This window comes from Agrobacterium sp. 719_389 (genome assembly GCF_900188475.1).
GTDB lineage: Bacteria > Pseudomonadota > Alphaproteobacteria > Rhizobiales > Rhizobiaceae > Agrobacterium > Agrobacterium radiobacter.
This window is the reverse complement of the sequence record NZ_FYEM01000009.1, coordinates 100,936-117,333: the sequence shown is the minus strand read 5'-3', so window position 1 is coordinate 117,333 and position 16,398 is coordinate 100,936. Positions and strand designations below refer to the sequence as shown.

Sequence of the window (16,398 nt, the reverse complement as noted above, 5' to 3'; positions counted from 1 at the left end):
GCTGTTGTATCAACATCAGGTGTTGACGATCTGCGCCTTCTTGCGCAGCTCATCCATATATTTCTTTTCGTTCGGGTTTTCGCCTTCCTTGGCCTTCATCAGGTCTTCGGACTTGAACACCATTTCCGCCGCATAGTCGTCGGAAACCTGACGCTGCTTGCAGATGGCCAGATATTCGACGCCCTTTTCGGTCACGCGCGTTCCGGTGGTGCCGCCTTCCTTGGTCTTTTCCACCAAAGCCTTCCAGTCTTCCGGCAGTTCAGGCGCCAGAATGCGGCCGAGGTCCTTGATCGCCACGTCGCGCATGGTCGCGGCGAAGCTCATGGCCTGGTCGCAGCCGGGGTAACGCTTGCGCGAGGCTTCAGCCTCAGCCTTGCGCTTGCCGGTGATGGCGTTGCGTTTCGATTCCGGGATAACGAAGATGACCTGCTGCAGGAAATATTCCGTTGTGACGGGCTTATCGCCGCGTTCCTTCAGGCGGGTCACGAGATCCTGCGTCGACATCTTGCCGCGGGCGCCGTAACGGGCGTTGACAAGACGCGGCCAGCTCATCTGAACGGCGATGAAGGACTTGAAATGGTCGGCGCCGACACCCGCCTGCGACAGCACCTTCGTCAGTTGCTGCGGGGACATCTTGTTGTTGCCGGCAAAGCGTGCGAAGGCCGCATCGACATCCTCGGTGCTGACCGACATTTTCACGCGGCCGATTTCCTCGCGCTTCAGGGCCTCATCGACAAGCTGCTCGCGCGCTTTTTCATTGAGGTTACCGGATTGGCGCTGCAGCTTCAGGAAGGCGACGCGCTTGGCGATATCGTCATTGGTGATGGGTGTCTTGTTGACGACAATCTTGACGGTGTTGTCGGCGAAGGCCTGGCCGGCATAGGGCACAATGGCCATGGGAACGGCGAATATCGCAAAGGCGAAAGCCGCGCCACGCAAAGCCGTCTTTCCGAAATTCATCATATCCTTCTCCCTTTCGTCGGGCAGGGTCCTGTTGCCCCGTCCCGCCAATCTGTTCTGCCTGATGAGGGGATTATTGCACTCTCCCGCTTTTCAGACCTGCACCTGTGCATCCGCACCGCGAATTTGCCACGTATATATCATCGCGATCCGCAAGACGGCAATGTGTCGGTTTGTTGAAAGAAAACCCGATAGGTTCCATGCGCGGCCGACATTGGCGTGTTGTTGCGGCGAAACCGTGGCTTTACTGGCCAAATGGTAAAAAGGCAGGCCACGATGCTGCGTAACCTGCCTCTAAACTCAGTAGTTGTTTGGCTTCCAGCCGATATCCATATCGTTCCAGTCATCGTTTGCTGAACCGATGCTGATATCGCCAAGCGTCCGGAAGGCCAGACGGGCATTGATTGACCAGTCATTGGCGGCCTGGCGGCTTGAATTGATATTGCCTTCGTCGGAATAGCTGACCGTCAAGATCGTGCATTCATCCTGATAGGCAATGCCGATGCGGCGCTCGGCGGCAAACTTCCCGTTCAGATCGTAATTGATCGAACCGAACAGCGACCAGTTGTCATCCATGCGCAGCGAACCGGAAGCCTGGATGATATCGCGGTCTTTATCATAGCCGTATTTCGGCTGCGCCTTGACCTGCGTATAGCTGAGCTTGCCGGTGAGGCGGCGGTCCGAATAGCTGATGCCGGTTTCCGACCGGTTGATGTCGAGATCGTCCTTGTCGAGACGCAGGCTGGAAGACAGAGAAAGACCGATCGGCGCATCGAATGCGGCCATGGCGACGTAATCCGAACGGTCGGATTCGAGGCCGGAATTGGCGCCTGCATTGACGAGATCGTAGGAGGCGAATGAATTGTCGCCCGCCAGATGGAAAGACTGGCCAGCAATGGCGCGAACGCCGTAGCCGTTGTCGAAGGTGCCGTTATAGCGGAAGCCGATGTTGGCGCGCGTGCCGCCTTCGATCCGGTCGAAGCCGGAGAATTTGTCGCGTTCGAACAGATTGGTCGCGTCGAATACGAACGCCTGTGCGTCCTCGTTCGGAAGGCGGCCGGCATATTGTTCGTTCGGGCGCACGAAAATCTGTGCAATGGGCTCAATCACGTGGCTGCTGTTGAGCGCCGTGAACAGCCAGGGATAACGCACTTCCAGGCCGCCGGTGACCATGCCGCGGAAAGCCGCACCGTCATTCATCATGCCCTCATAGGCATAGGAGGTGCCGCCCGAAGTGAAGGCCGCGGGAGACATGTCCGTCCAGAGCGCGTCACCGCGTGCAGCGAGAATCGGCGTGATCTGCAGGCCGCTGTCCGTCGTGAAGGTACGCTTCCACTCGGCTTCGGTGGAAAGGCGCGTATAGTCGCCCTCAAGCCCGCTGAAGCGCGGATAACCGCCAAGCGCGTAGGCATCCTGCTTCAGGCGCGTGATGCTCGTCAGGTTGGTGGTCAGCGAAAGCTCGCCGCCATAGACCGGATCCGGCACGAAGTAACGATAGTCGACAACAGGATGGACGATGGCCTGCTTGCGTTCCTTGGATTCGGTATTGTCCGTATCCTGAACGTTGAAATAATAACCGCGGGCTTCGAAGGTGTTACGCTCACCCGTACCGTTCAGATAAATCTGGTTGGTCTGGACGTCGTTTTTATAACCCTTCAGCCCATAGGTGCGCGAAAAGTTATTGTCGGTCTGCACCATGGCGTCCCAGCCGAACGCCCAGCGCGGATTGATTGAGAAATCACCCTTGCTCGCGATCATGCCACGATTGTCGTTGAGGGCGTCGCTTGTGCCAGCCGTGAAGGTATCGGACTTCTGCTGGCTGATGCCGGCGATCGTGACCGTATGCATGCCGGTTTCGAAGCGCTGGCGCAGCTCCGCCTGCAGCAGCAGACCCTGTGTGGTATAATAGGTCGGCGTGACGGTCACGTCCGAGGTGTCGGACAGAACGTGGAAATAGGGGACGCCGATGCCGAAACCGAGATTGTCGGTAATGCTCATCTGCGGGAACAGGAAGCCCGATTTGCGCTTTACCGTATTGTCCGGAACCGTGAGGAAAGGCAGATAGGCGATCGAATGGCCGAAAAGCTGCAGCCGGGCCTTTTCCAGCCGGATCGTATGGGTCTTGCCGTCCTGAACGACGCGTTCCGCCTTGACCTGCCACAGAGGCGCCTTTTCGGGCCGCTCGGCGCAGGGCAGACACGCGGTGTAGACGCCGTTGTTGAGGACCATCAGGTCACCTTCGAGACGCTCGGCGCTTTCACCCGCGATACGGGTATTGTCCGTGGTCTCGACGCGCAGGGCATTAACGAAGCCCTGACCGAAATCGTCGGTGACGTCCATCTCGTCGGCATAGATCTTGTTGCCGCCCGGCTCGATCAGCTCGATGTTGCCATGGGCAATCACGCGGCCGGTCTGCTGGTTATATTCCACTTGCTGGGCCACCATGCGGTAGCCCGAATATTTCATGCGAACGACGCCCTTCGCGATGACGCGCTGGGAATCGCGATTATAGGTCAGTTCATTTGCTGTAAGCAGGAGTTTCGAATCGTCTTGGCTTGCCGACGCAAGCAAACCATCCTGGCCGAAAGCGACCGGGCTGGATGCCAAATACGCGCACACAGCGGCACCTGTCAGAAGGGCCGTCCAAAGCCGCCTGATATTCCCGCGGTCATATACCGCCACTTAGCCGTCCTCCTGATGAAGCAGAATGGTTGCCCCCAAAGCCAACGCCACGATGACTGGAACCCAGACCGCGACGGTGGGAGGGACAACACCACCACTCCCGAATGCCCTTACGAGCACGGTTACTACATAAAGCACGAAGCCGGAAACGATTCCACCCAGAATCACGGAGCGCGACTGGGCGAAGCGGCTGAACTTTAATGAAACGGTCGCGGCGATCAAGGTCATCGCAACCAGAAGCAGGGGCGTCGATAGCAGGAAATGATACTGCGTCTCAAGCGCCTTTGAAGATAGTCCAAAGGACTTTGCAACTTCGATCTTGTGAGAAAGGTCAAAGAAAGCAACGGTTTCCGTCTGCGTCATGCGCTCCTGGACGAATTCCCGTCTCAGATTGGTACTGATCCGCGTGCTCTCTTGCCGAACTGGCACATGTCCTGCGCGCGTTTCTGAAACGCCGTTAAGAAGCCAGTAACCATCTTCCAATTTAGCCGACTTCGCATCCTGCCGGGAGACGATGTTTCCGTCCTTGTCGAGGTGGATCAGAACCACATCGAGAAGCATGGTTCCGTTGTCCTCGAAGCTCTTGGCGCCGATGATCGTATCCTGGCCGCCGCTTGTCTGGCGCATCCACGGAATGATCTCCTGCTGACGGCCGCCGCCTGCCTCATTGCGCAGACCGGCTTCCATCGCCAGCGACTTGTTCTGGCCCCATGCCGCGATGGGGTTCAGAATGATGACGGACAGGATGCCGATGAAAACCGCGCCGAGCACGAAGGGAAGGATGAATTGCCAGGCGGAAATGCCGGCAGCGCGCGTCACCACCAGCTCGTAGCGCCGGTTGAGCGAGATCAGCGTCGTCATGCCGACGAAGAGGGCGATGAAGGGAATGGTCTGCTGCAGGATCAGCGGCAGGCGAAGCGCCGTCAGGCCAAGGGCGGCCGGAACGGAATAGCCGGGCAGGCCGGACATGCGTCGTGCCGTCTCGCTGAAATCGGCAAGGTAAATGATCGAGGATACGCCGAGCACGAACCAGATGGCGGTGATCAGATATCGTTTCAGGAAATACCGGGAGAGCGTGTTGAAAATCATGCGTTGCCGCTCCCAGAGCTTTTCGCCATCCGGCTGGAGAAGAGACGGCGCAGACGACCCATCGCATCGGCGATGACTTTCGGCATTTTCGGCTTGCGGCCGGTCAGCAGAATGAAGGCGGCAGCGGCACCGCTAAGGCCCGGCACGGCATAGACCAGCGGAATGAAGGCCGCGCTCTGCTTGATCTGATTGGTGACATAAAAACCAAGCCACCGCAGTATGAAGGCCGTCACCAGTGCGGCGACCATCGGATGCATGCGGGCCTCGCGGTGCGAACGGGCGTCAGCGGCGATGACCAGTGAAATCAGCGCGAAGGAAAAAGCAAACATCCAGTCCGACAGGCGCTTGTGCAACTCGCTGCGGAAATTCTCGGGTGAGCGCTTGTAGCTCGCATTGTTCTCGTCGGGCGAGAGAAGGAAACCGAGGCTGGCGTCGCCGGGAGAGAGCGACGGCTCCGAATCCTGCTTTTCCGACATGGTCGAAAGGTCGAAGGCGTAGGACAGGAACTTGACGATAGAGACCTTGCCGTCGGGCGTCTTCTGCTGCACTTCGCCGTCACGCATGGTGAGCGAGGTGCCGCTTTCGTCGATCATGCCTTCCTTGGCATAATAGATGAGATCGAAATTCGGATCGCGGCGGTCAGCGACGAACAGGCCCCTGAGGATACGGCCCTGCCGCTGCGCAATCTGCACATAGAGACCATCCTGAATGGTGCGGAAGGTCTTTTCCTCTATCACCGAGGACAGAAGGTCGGCATAGGCGGCGGCCACCATCTGCCGGGCGGAGCTGCGGGCCGGCGGTTCGATGAAATTGGTGATGGTGAAGGAAAGCGCGCTCAGAACGGCGGCCAGAATGAGAACCGGGCGATACATCACCGAACGCGGCGATCCGGCCGCATCGATGATGGCAAGCTCGGAATCATTGTTCATCGTCGTGAAGATCTGGGTGATGCCGATGACAAGCGCGAAAGGCAGCACGACGGGAATGAGCGTCGGCAGGATCATCGTCGCGAGCGCCATGAAGGAACCCATCGACTGGCCCGTATCGGTCACGAGATTGATTCTCTGGAGAACCTGGATGGTCCAGATGATGGCCAGCACCGGCAGCAGCGCGACCAGAAACATCTGCGTTGTCCGCCGCAGGATATAGTTCTCAAGAAGCTTCATACGGCCCTGTTCGACATTGTTTTTCCGTGCGATCGCTCGCCGGATTTCCGCTTATCTAATCGCATCGTTTGCAATTGGCTATTCCGGCATGCTCACAAATATGTTTTGCGCGACGATTTTTCCGCCGCCTGTGTCTTTTTGTGGAACAAGCTGTCGGTTTCATGACGTGATTTCGCATTCCACAAAAATGCCTTTCCTTTAACGACTGTAGGCCTTTAAAGAATGCGGGGTTGCGCCCGGGGCCGAAAAGGCCATGATCATGCGCATCGTGCAAGTCGTAGAAGAAGAGCAGGAAAACATGTCCGCTAAATTCGATATATCTTTCGCCAATTCCGCCTCGCTGGAAAATGCCCTGGCCGTTGTGCTGCAGGCCTCGGGTGAGGCGCAGGCCGTCGCCGGTGCTTCCGAGGCCGATCCGGGCGGCGTGATCGAGAGGGCGGCGAATATCTCGGGCTTTTCCGCAAAATCTATGACGACGCTCGACGTGATCGCGCCGCAGGGTTCCACCGCCGACCGGCTGCTCGTCATCGGCCTGGGCAAGCCGTCGAAGCTGGTCGCCCATGACTGGCTGCGCGCCGGCGGCACCGCCGCCGCCAATTTCAAGAAGGCGGACAAGGTCGTCATCTATCTGGACGCGCCGGGCGTAGAGGTTGGCGGGCAGGCGGCTGCGGATTTCGCGCTTGGCGTTCTGCTGCGCGCTTACAGCTTCGATGCTTACAAGACCAAGAAAAAGTCCGATGACGAAAAGACCCCGAAAAAGGTCGGTATCGTCATTGTCACGGCTGCGCATCAGGAAGCGGAAAAGGCCTTTGCCGTGTCCGAAGCGGTTGCGGGCGGCGTTACTCTGGCGCGTGATCTCGTCAACCTGCCGCCGAACGCTCTCGGCCCGGTCGAATTCGCCGAAAAGGCGGAGGAACTGCGCAAACTCGGCGTCGAGGTGGAAGTCCTCGGCGAGAAAGAGCTGAAGAAGCTTGGCATGAATGCGCTTCTCGGCGTGGCGCAGGGTTCGGCGCGCCCCCCGAGGCTTGCGGTGATGCAGTGGAACGGCGGCAACAAGAAGGACGAGCCGATTGCCTTTGTCGGCAAGGGCGTCGTTTTCGATACCGGCGGCATTTCGCTAAAGCCCGGCCTCAATATGGAGGATATGAAGGGCGACATGGGCGGCGCGGCGGCCGTCACCGGTCTGATGCATGTGCTCGCGGCCCGCAAGGCCAAGGCGAATGTGATCGGCGTCATCGGCCTTGTGGAAAACATGCCTGACGGTAACGCCCAGCGCCCCGGCGATATCGTGACCTCCATGTCCGGCCAGACCATCGAGATCATCAATACCGATGCCGAAGGCCGGCTGGTTCTGGCCGATGCGCTCTGGTACACCAAGGATCGCTTCAACCCGAAATTCATGATCAATCTCGCCACGCTGACGGGCGCCATCACGGTTGCGCTCGGCAATCTGCAGGCCGGCCTTTTCTCCAATGACGACGAGCTTGCAGCGCGCCTTGCGCAGGCGGGTGACGTGACAGCCGAAAAACTGTGGCGCATGCCGCTTGGCAAGGATTACGACAAGATCATCGATTCCAAATTCGCCGACATGAAGAACAGTTCGGGACGTCTGGCGGGTTCCGTCACCGCCGCACAGTTCCTCAAGCGTTTTGTGGGGGAAACATCCTGGGCGCATCTCGATATCGCCGGCACCGCAATGGGGTCGCCGCTGACCGAGATCAACCAGTCCTGGGGCTCTGGCTACGGCGTCAGGCTGCTGAACGAACTCGTTCGCGCCCATTACGAAGATTGAAACGAGTGGGGCGGGACGTCTGCGGATGACTGAAATTCTGTTCTACCATCTGACGGAATCGAAGCTGGAGGATGCGTTGCCGCCTTTGCTCGAGAAATCGCTGGAACGCGGCTGGAAGGTCGCGATCCAGACGGCGGGTGAGGAACGCCGTGATTTCCTCGACACGCATCTGTGGACCTTTCGTGACGACAGCTTCCTGCCGCACGCCACCGACACTTCGCCCGCACCGCAAAGTCAGCCTATTCTCCTGACGGCGTCGGACGAAAATGCCAATGCGGCGAGTGTCCGCTTTGTCGTTGACGGCGCAGAGCCGCCAGCGGTGGAAGCCTATGAGCGTATCGTGTTCATGTTCGACGGATACGATGCCTACCAGCTTGAAATGGCGCGAAATCATTGGAAAAGGCTGAAAACAGAGGGGCATTCTCTGACTTACTGGCAGCAGTCCCCTGAAGGCCGCTGGCAGAAGAAGGCCTGATCGCACAGCAGGTTTGTAACCCCACGATTGGTTCCATACGCAAACAGACCGGCAAAATTTCGCATGTGGCGTCAATTGCCGGTTTTTGCATTATGCGCGGAGAGGAAAGCCCCGAAACAGATGTCGGCTTTCTCGGCGCGGGTTGCTTGCTCCGACCAGAGGCGGACGCCGCAGACGAAACAGCAGGGGGGCATGGCATGGGACAGGCAATTTCACGGCCGGACGGGGAAATGGAACGTCTGGTTGCGGTGCGCTCGATCATGTCTTTCAAGAATGCCGAAATGCCGGAACTGAAAGTGCTGTCGCAATTGGGACAGGACGTTTTCGGCGTGCCCCGGGCGGCCGTCCACATCGTTGACGAGGATTGGCTTCATATCGCGGAACAGGCGGGCATGGAGCTCTCGGAATGCCCGCGTGACATGTCGATCTGCAGCCGCGTCATCACCAGGCAGGATGTGGTGATCATTTCCGATCTGACAGAGCATCCGGATTTCCGTTTCATGCCCTATGTAAAGGGCGGCCCCGGATTGCGTTCCTATGCCGGTGCGCCGATCGAGCTGGAGCCCGGCCTCGTCATTGGCGCCTTTTGCCTGGTCGATACCGTGCCGCGAAAATTTTCCCGCACGGAAATGGATAGCTTGAGGCGTTTTGCTTTGCTGGCCGCCGCGCTTTTGCGGCTCCAGAAAGCCAACTTCACCATGAGTCTTGCCGAACGCGAGCTGCGCGACGCGGCGATGACCGATCCGTTGACCGGTTTTTATAATCGCAAGGCTCTGGAGGCGATTGTCGACAGCCAGCTCGGCGCGGCCCTCGGTGCAGATGAGGCCTTCGGTGTCCTCTATCTAGATCTTGATGGTTTCAAGACCATCAACGATACGTTCGGCCATCCGGCGGGAGATCGTGTTCTGATCGAGGCCGCCGGGCGCATCCGCAATGCGATCCGCAGTGAGGATATCGTGGTGCGCATGGGCGGTGACGAATTCGCGATTTTCATGCCCCGGCCGAGCTCCTCCGAGGTGCTGAACGGATTGGCGGACCAGTTGCTTGCCGCCTTCCGTAAGCCTTTCGACGTCGATGGGAACGAGGTGGGCGCCCGCCTCAGCATAGGCGGCGCACTGGCCCCGCAGGCGGGAGCAGATCGCGCGACGCTGCTGCAGAGCGTCGACGACGCGCTGTATCAGGCCAAAAAATCAGGGCGCGACCGTTTCGTCAGTCGCACCCTGTAAGGCATTGCTTTCGGGAAGCGTTTCGGCTTCTCAGTCGTAGAAGGAATCCACGAATTTGTGTCGGCCGAGCAGGAAGGCGTCGGCCACGTGGGTCAGCGGCGCGAGATCAACGTCGGAGCGGCCTGCCTTGATGATCTCGGAGAAACGCTCGTAAAGGGCGGGATATTCCCGCTCCGGCTGGGCGAGTTTTTCCTCGCCGTTGATCGAAAGCTTCGCACCGCCTTCCGAAAGCACCATCCGTCCCGCTGCCGTCTCCGCAACGATATCCCAGCTCTGCTTGCCGGTCTGACGCCAGTCGAATTCGGCATGGACGGGCGTTTTCGTCACGTCGGAAAAATGCAGGTCGGCCGCGATCGGGGCGTCGCGGTTTTCCGGGAATTCAAGCGTCGCCTTGGTCAGGAACAGCGCGTGCGGCAGGATGTGGGTGATGATCGAAAGCGCATTGATGCCGGGGTCGAACACACCGAGACCGCCCGCCTGCCAGATCCAGGCCTGGTTGGGGTGCCAGTGGCGCACGTCCTCTTTCCAGATGACGTGAACGCTGTCGATTTTCGTCGAGGCCAGAAACGCCTTCGCCGCCTCGACCGCCGGCGCATACCGCGAATGCCAGCTTGCAAACAGCGACAGGCCCTTGGAATCCGCAAGCCGTACGAGATCCTGCACTTCCGAAAGAGTGGCGCCGGGTGGCTTTTCGAGGAAGACGTGCTTGCCGGCATTCAGCGCCGCATAGGCCGCCTCGTAGCGATATTGAGGCGGCATGCACAGCGATACCGCATCGATATCAGGCACAGCCTCCAGCATGGCCTCGATGGTGCCGTAGGAAGCGACGCCGTCCACGGCGCCATGACGGCTCGCGGTGCAGATCAATTCAAAATCCGGATTACCTGCGATGGCGGGAAGATGCTGGTCACGAACGATTTTGCCGACGCCGACGATGGCAAGCTTGGTGGCTGACATGAAGTGGAACCCGTTTGAGTGCTGCATGGAATAAAGTGTGATTTTTACAAGTTTTTAGCAGAAACGCCCGCAGGAGCAAGGTGATCGTTTCCGCCCGGTGCGTCTTTTTTCAGGCCGTAACTTCATAACAAGTTTTCGACGCGGCTATTCTTCTATTGCGTAATATTTGGGAATTAAAAATATTATTTTGAATTTTTAAGTGTTATTTTTGTCGATCGGCGATTTTAATGTTGATTTTTTCATGTATATTTCATGGTTATTGATAGCAATTTTATATTTCACTTGAATGTATTTTTGAATAACAGGTGTATGGTGGTTTTAATTAGAGATGACCGTTTGTCTGGCTTCGTTCAGAAAGTCAACGAAAGCAGCCGGCAATTCAATACATATGGATTGATTTTCGGCGTCACCCTCTACAATCTATACGTGTTTGTGGACATAAGTCTGGTGCCGGAGATCATCTGGCTGGATCTCACAGTCCGCCTGTTTATCATTACGCCGCTTCTGTTTCTTTATTTTCCCGCCCGCTATTATGCGATCAGTGTGCGGCCGGATGCGGTGGCGCATGAGGTGCTTCACGGGCTGGGCTGCATGATGGTCGTCGCCTCGATCATGTTCATCTATGCCAATGCGCAGACCTCATCGGCCAGTGAATATTACATGGGGATCGTCACCGTCGTCCTCTATATGAATACGATACATCGCAAACCGTTTCCGCTTGCGGTCATGGGCACGGTCGGCTGCATGGCGGTTTTCATGATCGGCATGGAATATGTCACCGTGACGAGTGAGGTGGCCAAGCTGCCCGCGATCATGTGTTCCGTCGGAATCAGCGCCGTCTCACTGTTTGCGGCCTATCGTATCGAGCAGGTGGAAAGACGGGACTATCTGGCGTCGCTGCGCGAGAAGACGTTGCTGCAGCGGATTCAAAACGCAAATCAAGAGCTTCAGCAGCTTTCCAATACGGACCAGCTTACCGGCATCCGCAATCGCCGCAGTTTTGACGAGGCGGCGAGCGAGGCTTCGGACGGCAACGGCAGGCCGCGGGCGCTCATCCTTCTCGATGTCGATTATTTCAAGAACTACAATGACTCAGAGGGCCATGTGGCCGGCGATGATTGCCTGCGCAGGATCGCTGGCAGGCTGCGCAGCACCCTGCGCAGGGACGATGGCGACAGAAGTTTCGTCGCGCGTTATGGTGGCGAGGAATTTGTGGTTCTGCTCGACACTTGCGTTGTTTCCGCTGCACTCGCCATCGGTGAAAGACTGAGATTGGCTGTGATCGACGAGGCCATACCCCATCTCAACCGCCCCGACGGGCGGGAAATCGTCACCGTCAGCCTCGGCGTCGCAGTTTCCGGTGACGGCAGGGAAATCATATACGAGATGGTCAACCGGGCCGATATGGCGCTTTACGAGGCGAAGCGCCAGGGCCGCGACCGGCTGGTGCTGGCCTCGGGGCATATGGGAGCGATTGCCGGCCCAGCGGAACTTTACGGCGTCGAAGCCGCGATGTCGGCATAGGACACTGAAGGCTGAGCGATGTGTGATAAGTTCTGTCCTGCGCGAAGCAGGATCTGTGAAGGCCATGTGCCGGAATTCCGGCCCCAAGAACACATGATAACCGGGGAATGCAGATGATGGAATTGATCGCCGCACAAGCGGCAGCATCCGCTGCCGAACTTCCATTCCTGCTGCTTCAGGCGGCCGCGGTCATTGGCATGGTGTCCGTGTTGATCCTCCTGCGGCGAAACATCGCCCTCGAGGACCCACGCTATAAAATGTATTATGGCATCGTGTTCGGAATGACTGGCTTTCTGCTGACGCTGCTGGTTTCCGAATTCATCAAGCTGCCCTCCAAACCTTATATCCGCTCCGACCTGCTGTTTCTCGCCGGGGTGCTCGGCTCCTGGCAGGGCGGGCTGATCAGCCTCTTCCTCGTCGCGGCCGGGCGTTTTGTGTTCGGTGGTCCCGTGCTGTTTTTTGCGGCCCTGCAGGACATGGTCGTCATTTCGGCCTGCGGCATCATCATGTATGGCTGGATGCGCAAGCGCCGTCTCGCCGATCTTGGAATTCGGGATATTCTCACCGTCTTTGCGGTCAGGTTCATTGCCGTGCTGCTTGCCATCGCGGTCTCATTCGCGCTTGGTCTGGTCGATCAGGCGCTGTTTTTGAGTGCAGTCGGCCGCCGAACCCTCGGCGCGGTTGCCGTTGGCCTGCCGATGATCGTCTGCCTGTTCATCCTTTTGCGCAGCGAGGCGCGGGCAAGGGACGAGGCAAAGAAGCGCGACGTTGCGGCGCGGACCGATTCATTGACCGGCCTGCCCAACAGACGCGCCCTCAAAGACCACATAGAAACAACGATGCGGCAGGAGCCGGCCGTTCCGCACGCCCTCATTCTCATCGAAATCATCAATATTGCCGATGTCGCCGCCTGCGAGGGCGAGGACTGGAGCGATCTTTTCTGGCCCAGGCTGGCGCGGGAAATCTGCGATACCGAAGACGGTCTGCTGTGCAGTTCCAACACGCCGTGCAGCTTCATGTTCGGCGATATGACGCTTGCGGTCGTCATGCAGGGGATTTCGCTGGAGAAGTCGGAAAGTGCGAAGCTGATGATGCACCTGCATGACGGGTTGAGCACGTTTTGCCGCTCGGCGGAGGCGGGGCCGGTTCCGCATCTCAAAATCGGTGCGGCAAATCTGGACCGGCTTTCCCGGCAGAATGTCGCCTCCTTCCTCAGACACCTCAGCCTTGCGCTGAAGGGAAGCGATCATCCGGTGCAGATTTTCCCCTTCTCCTTTGCCGAGAAAGCGACACGGGACGAGGCGGTGCGGCAGATGCTGGTCAACTGGATCAAATCCGGCAGGCCGCCCATTTGTTATCAGCCGAAATTCGAAATGCGTGATCGCCGCATGATCGGCGCTGAAGCGCTGCTGCGCGCGGTCGATGCGCGCGGACAGGCGCTTTCGCCTTATTACGTGCTGGAAATTGCCGAACGCCATCGTCTGCTGGTGGAATTCGAATGGTCGACGATCGAAGCTGTTGTGCGCGACCTTCGTGACCTGCACGGCCTCGACGCGGATTTTCATCTGGCGGTGAATATCTCCGCGTCGTCTTTTGCGATTGCGCGTTTCGGAGAGCGGGTCGTGGCGCTGCTGCACGACATGGCGGTGCCGGCGCATCGCCTCTCGATCGAAGTGACGGAGATGAGCAGGATACCGACCACCGATGTCGTGCAGCAGAATTTCGATGCGCTGATCGCCGCAGGCGTCCGGCTGGCGCTCGATGATTTCGGCACCGGTTATGCCGCACTCACTTTGCTGGCGCGGTTCCCTTTCGAAGAGGTCAAGATCGATCACTGGATGACGTCGAGGCTCGACCAATCGCGGTTCAGGGACGCCATCGCGCTCGCTTTCGAGAGCGCCGAGCGCTACGGCGCAAAGCTGGTAACGGAAGGCATCGAAACGGAGGAGCAGAGCCGGCTTCTCATGCAGATGGGCATACGCTTCGGGCAGGGTTATCTTTATTCCCCGGCCGTGCCGCTCGCCCGGCTGCAGCCTCGCAGGGCCTGCGCCTGACGCGCGCAGACCGATCGGGGCCCTTGCTGCGGCCATTGGCCATCGAAGGGAATTCGGCGACTGCTGCATTGAATGTTTTCCCGGTCTGTGCTGAGAAACTTCTTTGATGAACGAATGTCATGATCCTTTTTAAAGGTCATGCGGGCGAGCCGATGCTTGAAAACAATGATGCATGGAACGACATGCCCGGAAAGCCGGCTCAGCACTTGCCGAATGAATCGGCCAAGGGCGAGGGTGGCGCCGGCCGCTCGCTTCGCGCGGCCGCCCATGCCGTATCAGGCGACCGGCCTACGGCGGACAATCCGCAGCCGCTGTCAGGATGGCCTTTTCTCAGGTTGTTTCTGGTCTGGGCACTGCTCATGGCGACCGTTATTTCCGCTTTGGCGGCTTATCAATATGTCAGCCTGCTCGGCGAACTGGGGAGAGAGAGCGACGCGTTGCAGGCCGAGGCATCCCGCCGCGCCGATCAGCATGATGCCCATGTGACGGCGCTTTCGGCGGTAGCGCAGGCGGAGCAGGGGGCGGATTACGGCCTGCTGCTGGATGTCGCCGCACCCATTCTGCAATTTTACCCGCGCATCGATGAGGTTCAGCTGGTTCCCCTCAGCGAGGCGGGGCCTGTTATCGGCACCCGACCGCTGGAAAACGAGCTGGCAGCGGCGATCCGAAAGGCGGCATTGGTCTTTACCGGCCGGCCAGCCCTGGTGGCGAGCGATCTCAGGCCCGGCCATTACATGATCGTCAAGCGCAGCCCCAATAGCGAGACGGCCTCGAAAGCGCTGGTGCTTGCCGTCGATGCCGCGCGGCTTCTGGCGTCCGATGCCCCGTTCTGGTCTGCGAAACAGGCGGTGATCCGCCTCAAAATGCCTGACGGTACAGTCCTGTTCGGCCCGCCCTTAATGCCGGAAGCGCCGCAATATGTCCGGCAGTTGAGCAGCGCCACCCAGCCGCTCATGCTCGAAGTCGCCCTCTCCATCACCTGGCGCGATCTTTTGCCCGGCCGCGCCGTGCTGGCGGGCATGGCTGGGTCGAGCATCGTTTTCCTGCTTGGCACTGTCATGGCAAGACAGAGGACGCGCATGCGCGCCGCCGAAAGACGGGCCGAACTGAGCGGCATGGAGGCGCGGCTCACCCACGCTTCGCGGGTCAATGCACTCGGAGAAATGGCAAGCGGCCTTGCCCATGAGCTGACCCAGCCTCTGACGGCGATATTGGCGCAGGCGCAGGCCGGGCGGCGGCTGCTTGCCCGTCAGGATGTCACGGCTCTTTCCGGTGCTCTCGACGATATGATCGATCAGGCGCGATGCGCCGCCAATATGCTCGACCGGTTTCGCAACTGGTCGCTGCCGCACCGCCAGCCGATGGCGGCGCATGATCTGCGCGCCGCTCTGCGCAATGTCGATGCGCTGCTTGCCGGAGAAGCGGCCCGGCACGAAGCCAGCATCGACATCGCCATGCCCGATACCCCGCTCTTGGTGCGGGTCGACCCCGTCGAAATAGAACAGGTCATGTTCAATCTGCTGCGCAACGCGCTTGATGCGCTCGCCGCCATCGAAGGCAGGCGCGCCATCACCGCCAGATTGAGCCGGAGCGATGATTTCGCCGTTCTCGACGTTGCCGATAACGGCCCCGGCGTCGCACCGGGCCTGCGCGACCGGCTGTTCACGCCTTTCGCCACCACGAAAACGAACGGCATGGGTCTGGGACTTGCCCTCAGCCAACGGCTGGTGGAGCGCGCCGACGGCGAAATCCTCTATGTCGAGAGTGAGAATGGTGCGCTTTTCCGGGTTGTCCTTCCGCTTGCAGCGGAGGCACAGACCCCATGACGCTGCCCGTTTATCTCGTGGATGATGATGACGCCGTACGCAAGGCGCTGATATTGCTCCTGTCCACCGTCGGCATCAAGGCGAAGGGCTTTGCCGATCCGGTGGTATTTCTCGGTCAGCTATCCGGGCTCGAACCGGGCTGCCTCATCTTCGATATCCGCATGCCCGCCATTACCGGATTGAAGCTGCAGGAGAAGCTGACGGAAGAGGGGATCGACTGGCCCGTCATCATCATTTCCGGTCACGGCAATATTGAAGCCTGCCGGCGGGCCTTTCACAATGGCGCGGTGGATTTTCTCTCCAAGCCCGTGGATGAGCAGGATCTCATCGACGCCATCCAGAAGGCGCACCGGATATTGGCCCGCACGCTCGATGCAAAAGCGCTGCAGGCGGAGACGATGGCGCTTTTATCGCTGCTGACCGCGCGGGAGCGGGAAATACTCGAACGCATCGCACTCGGTTTTACCACACGCCAGATCGCCGACGGGCTTGGCCTGTCGCCGCGCACGGTGGACAGCCATCGCGCCGCCATCGGCCTCAAGCTCGGCACCACCTCGCAGGCGGAAATGACGCGGCTATGGCTGGAAGCCAGCGTGGATCGGTAGAACTACCGAGCAGCCGGCAAGTCTTACGGATTCGCGGCTGAG

General features: G+C 59.1%; 12 protein-coding genes. 7 read left to right on the top strand and 5 right to left on the bottom strand.

Going from position 1 to position 16,398, the window contains the following annotated elements:
- Positions 1–15 precede the first annotated feature (15 nt).
- From CFB10_RS17285 to CFB10_RS17270, 4 genes are all read right to left on the bottom strand, one after another.
- Positions 16–963 (bottom strand): peptidylprolyl isomerase, encoded by a 948-nt coding sequence (locus CFB10_RS17285; protein WP_026363460.1) that lies wholly within the window; start codon positions 961–963, stop codon positions 16–18.
- A gap of 297 nt (positions 964–1,260) precedes the next feature.
- Entirely contained in the window at positions 1,261–3,642 is a 2,382-nt protein-coding gene (locus CFB10_RS17280) for an LPS-assembly protein LptD (RefSeq protein ID WP_020009487.1), read from the bottom strand.
- Complete coding sequence (gene lptG / locus CFB10_RS17275) at positions 3,643–4,731, bottom strand: LPS export ABC transporter permease LptG (RefSeq protein ID WP_020009486.1); 1,089 nt, start codon at positions 4,729–4,731, stop codon at positions 3,643–3,645. It abuts the gene before it with no gap.
- Positions 4,728–5,897, bottom strand: a complete 1,170-nt coding sequence (locus CFB10_RS17270; RefSeq protein WP_020009485.1) for an LptF/LptG family permease — start codon at positions 5,895–5,897, stop codon at positions 4,728–4,730. The genes lptG and CFB10_RS17270 overlap by 4 nt, the downstream gene beginning before the upstream one ends.
- A 298-nt stretch (positions 5,898–6,195) precedes the next feature.
- Between CFB10_RS17270 and CFB10_RS17265 the strand changes: the two genes are divergently transcribed.
- The 3 genes from CFB10_RS17265 (at position 6,196) to CFB10_RS17255 (ending at position 9,390) form a co-directional block, all read left to right on the top strand.
- The gene (locus CFB10_RS17265) at positions 6,196–7,689 is read left to right on the top strand and encodes a leucyl aminopeptidase (protein WP_026363459.1); all 1,494 of its coding nucleotides are present in this window, start codon (positions 6,196–6,198) and stop codon (positions 7,687–7,689) included.
- Between the two features lie 25 nt (positions 7,690–7,714).
- Complete coding sequence (locus CFB10_RS17260) at positions 7,715–8,164, top strand: DNA polymerase III subunit chi (protein WP_003502102.1); 450 nt, start codon at positions 7,715–7,717, stop codon at positions 8,162–8,164.
- Between the two features lie 197 nt (positions 8,165–8,361).
- Positions 8,362–9,390, top strand: a complete 1,029-nt coding sequence (locus tag CFB10_RS17255; protein WP_026363458.1) for a sensor domain-containing diguanylate cyclase — start codon at positions 8,362–8,364, stop codon at positions 9,388–9,390.
- A gap of 30 nt (positions 9,391–9,420) precedes the next feature.
- Here the strand turns inward: CFB10_RS17255 and CFB10_RS17250 are convergent, their stop codons facing one another.
- Complete coding sequence (locus CFB10_RS17250) at positions 9,421–10,347, bottom strand: Gfo/Idh/MocA family protein (RefSeq protein WP_020009481.1); 927 nt, start codon at positions 10,345–10,347, stop codon at positions 9,421–9,423.
- Positions 10,348–10,683: 336 nt separating this feature from the next.
- Here CFB10_RS17250 and CFB10_RS17245 point away from each other — a divergent pair, with 336 nt between their 5' ends.
- From CFB10_RS17245 to CFB10_RS17230, 4 genes are all read left to right on the top strand, one after another.
- Positions 10,684–11,871, top strand: a complete 1,188-nt coding sequence (locus tag CFB10_RS17245) for a GGDEF domain-containing protein (RefSeq protein ID WP_020009480.1) — start codon at positions 10,684–10,686, stop codon at positions 11,869–11,871.
- Positions 11,872–11,984: 113 nt separating this feature from the next.
- Complete coding sequence (locus CFB10_RS17240) at positions 11,985–13,925, top strand: GGDEF domain-containing phosphodiesterase (protein WP_026363457.1); 1,941 nt, start codon at positions 11,985–11,987, stop codon at positions 13,923–13,925.
- Between the two features lie 119 nt (positions 13,926–14,044).
- A complete protein-coding gene (locus CFB10_RS17235; RefSeq protein WP_020009478.1) occupies positions 14,045–15,751 on the top strand; it encodes a sensor histidine kinase in 1,707 nt (568 codons plus the stop codon).
- Positions 15,748–16,356 carry a response regulator transcription factor gene (locus CFB10_RS17230; protein ID WP_020009477.1) on the top strand — a complete coding sequence of 203 codons (609 nt, stop codon included), beginning with the start codon at positions 15,748–15,750 and terminating at the stop codon, positions 16,354–16,356. The genes CFB10_RS17235 and CFB10_RS17230 overlap by 4 nt, the downstream gene beginning before the upstream one ends.
- Positions 16,357–16,398 lie beyond the last annotated feature (42 nt).

What these genes read in the sequence shown, in the direction of transcription:
- CFB10_RS17285 (WP_026363460.1), bottom strand. Translation starts at nt 963, where the DNA reads ATGATGAATTTCGGAAAGACGGCTTTGCGTGGCGCGGCTTTCGCCTTT.
- lptG (WP_020009486.1), bottom strand. Translation starts at nt 4,731, where the DNA reads ATGATTTTCAACACGCTCTCCCGGTATTTCCTGAAACGATATCTGATC.
- CFB10_RS17270 (WP_020009485.1), bottom strand. Translation starts at nt 5,897, where the DNA reads ATGAAGCTTCTTGAGAACTATATCCTGCGGCGGACAACGCAGATGTTT.
- CFB10_RS17265 (WP_026363459.1), top strand. Translation starts at nt 6,196, where the DNA reads ATGTCCGCTAAATTCGATATATCTTTCGCCAATTCCGCCTCGCTGGAA.
- CFB10_RS17260 (WP_003502102.1), top strand. Translation starts at nt 7,715, where the DNA reads ATGACTGAAATTCTGTTCTACCATCTGACGGAATCGAAGCTGGAGGAT.
- CFB10_RS17255 (WP_026363458.1), top strand. Translation starts at nt 8,362, where the DNA reads ATGGGACAGGCAATTTCACGGCCGGACGGGGAAATGGAACGTCTGGTT.
- CFB10_RS17250 (WP_020009481.1), bottom strand. Translation starts at nt 10,347, where the DNA reads ATGTCAGCCACCAAGCTTGCCATCGTCGGCGTCGGCAAAATCGTTCGT.
- CFB10_RS17240 (WP_026363457.1), top strand. Translation starts at nt 11,985, where the DNA reads ATGATGGAATTGATCGCCGCACAAGCGGCAGCATCCGCTGCCGAACTT.
- CFB10_RS17235 (WP_020009478.1), top strand. Translation starts at nt 14,045, where the DNA reads ATGATCCTTTTTAAAGGTCATGCGGGCGAGCCGATGCTTGAAAACAAT.
- CFB10_RS17230 (WP_020009477.1), top strand. Translation starts at nt 15,748, where the DNA reads ATGACGCTGCCCGTTTATCTCGTGGATGATGATGACGCCGTACGCAAG.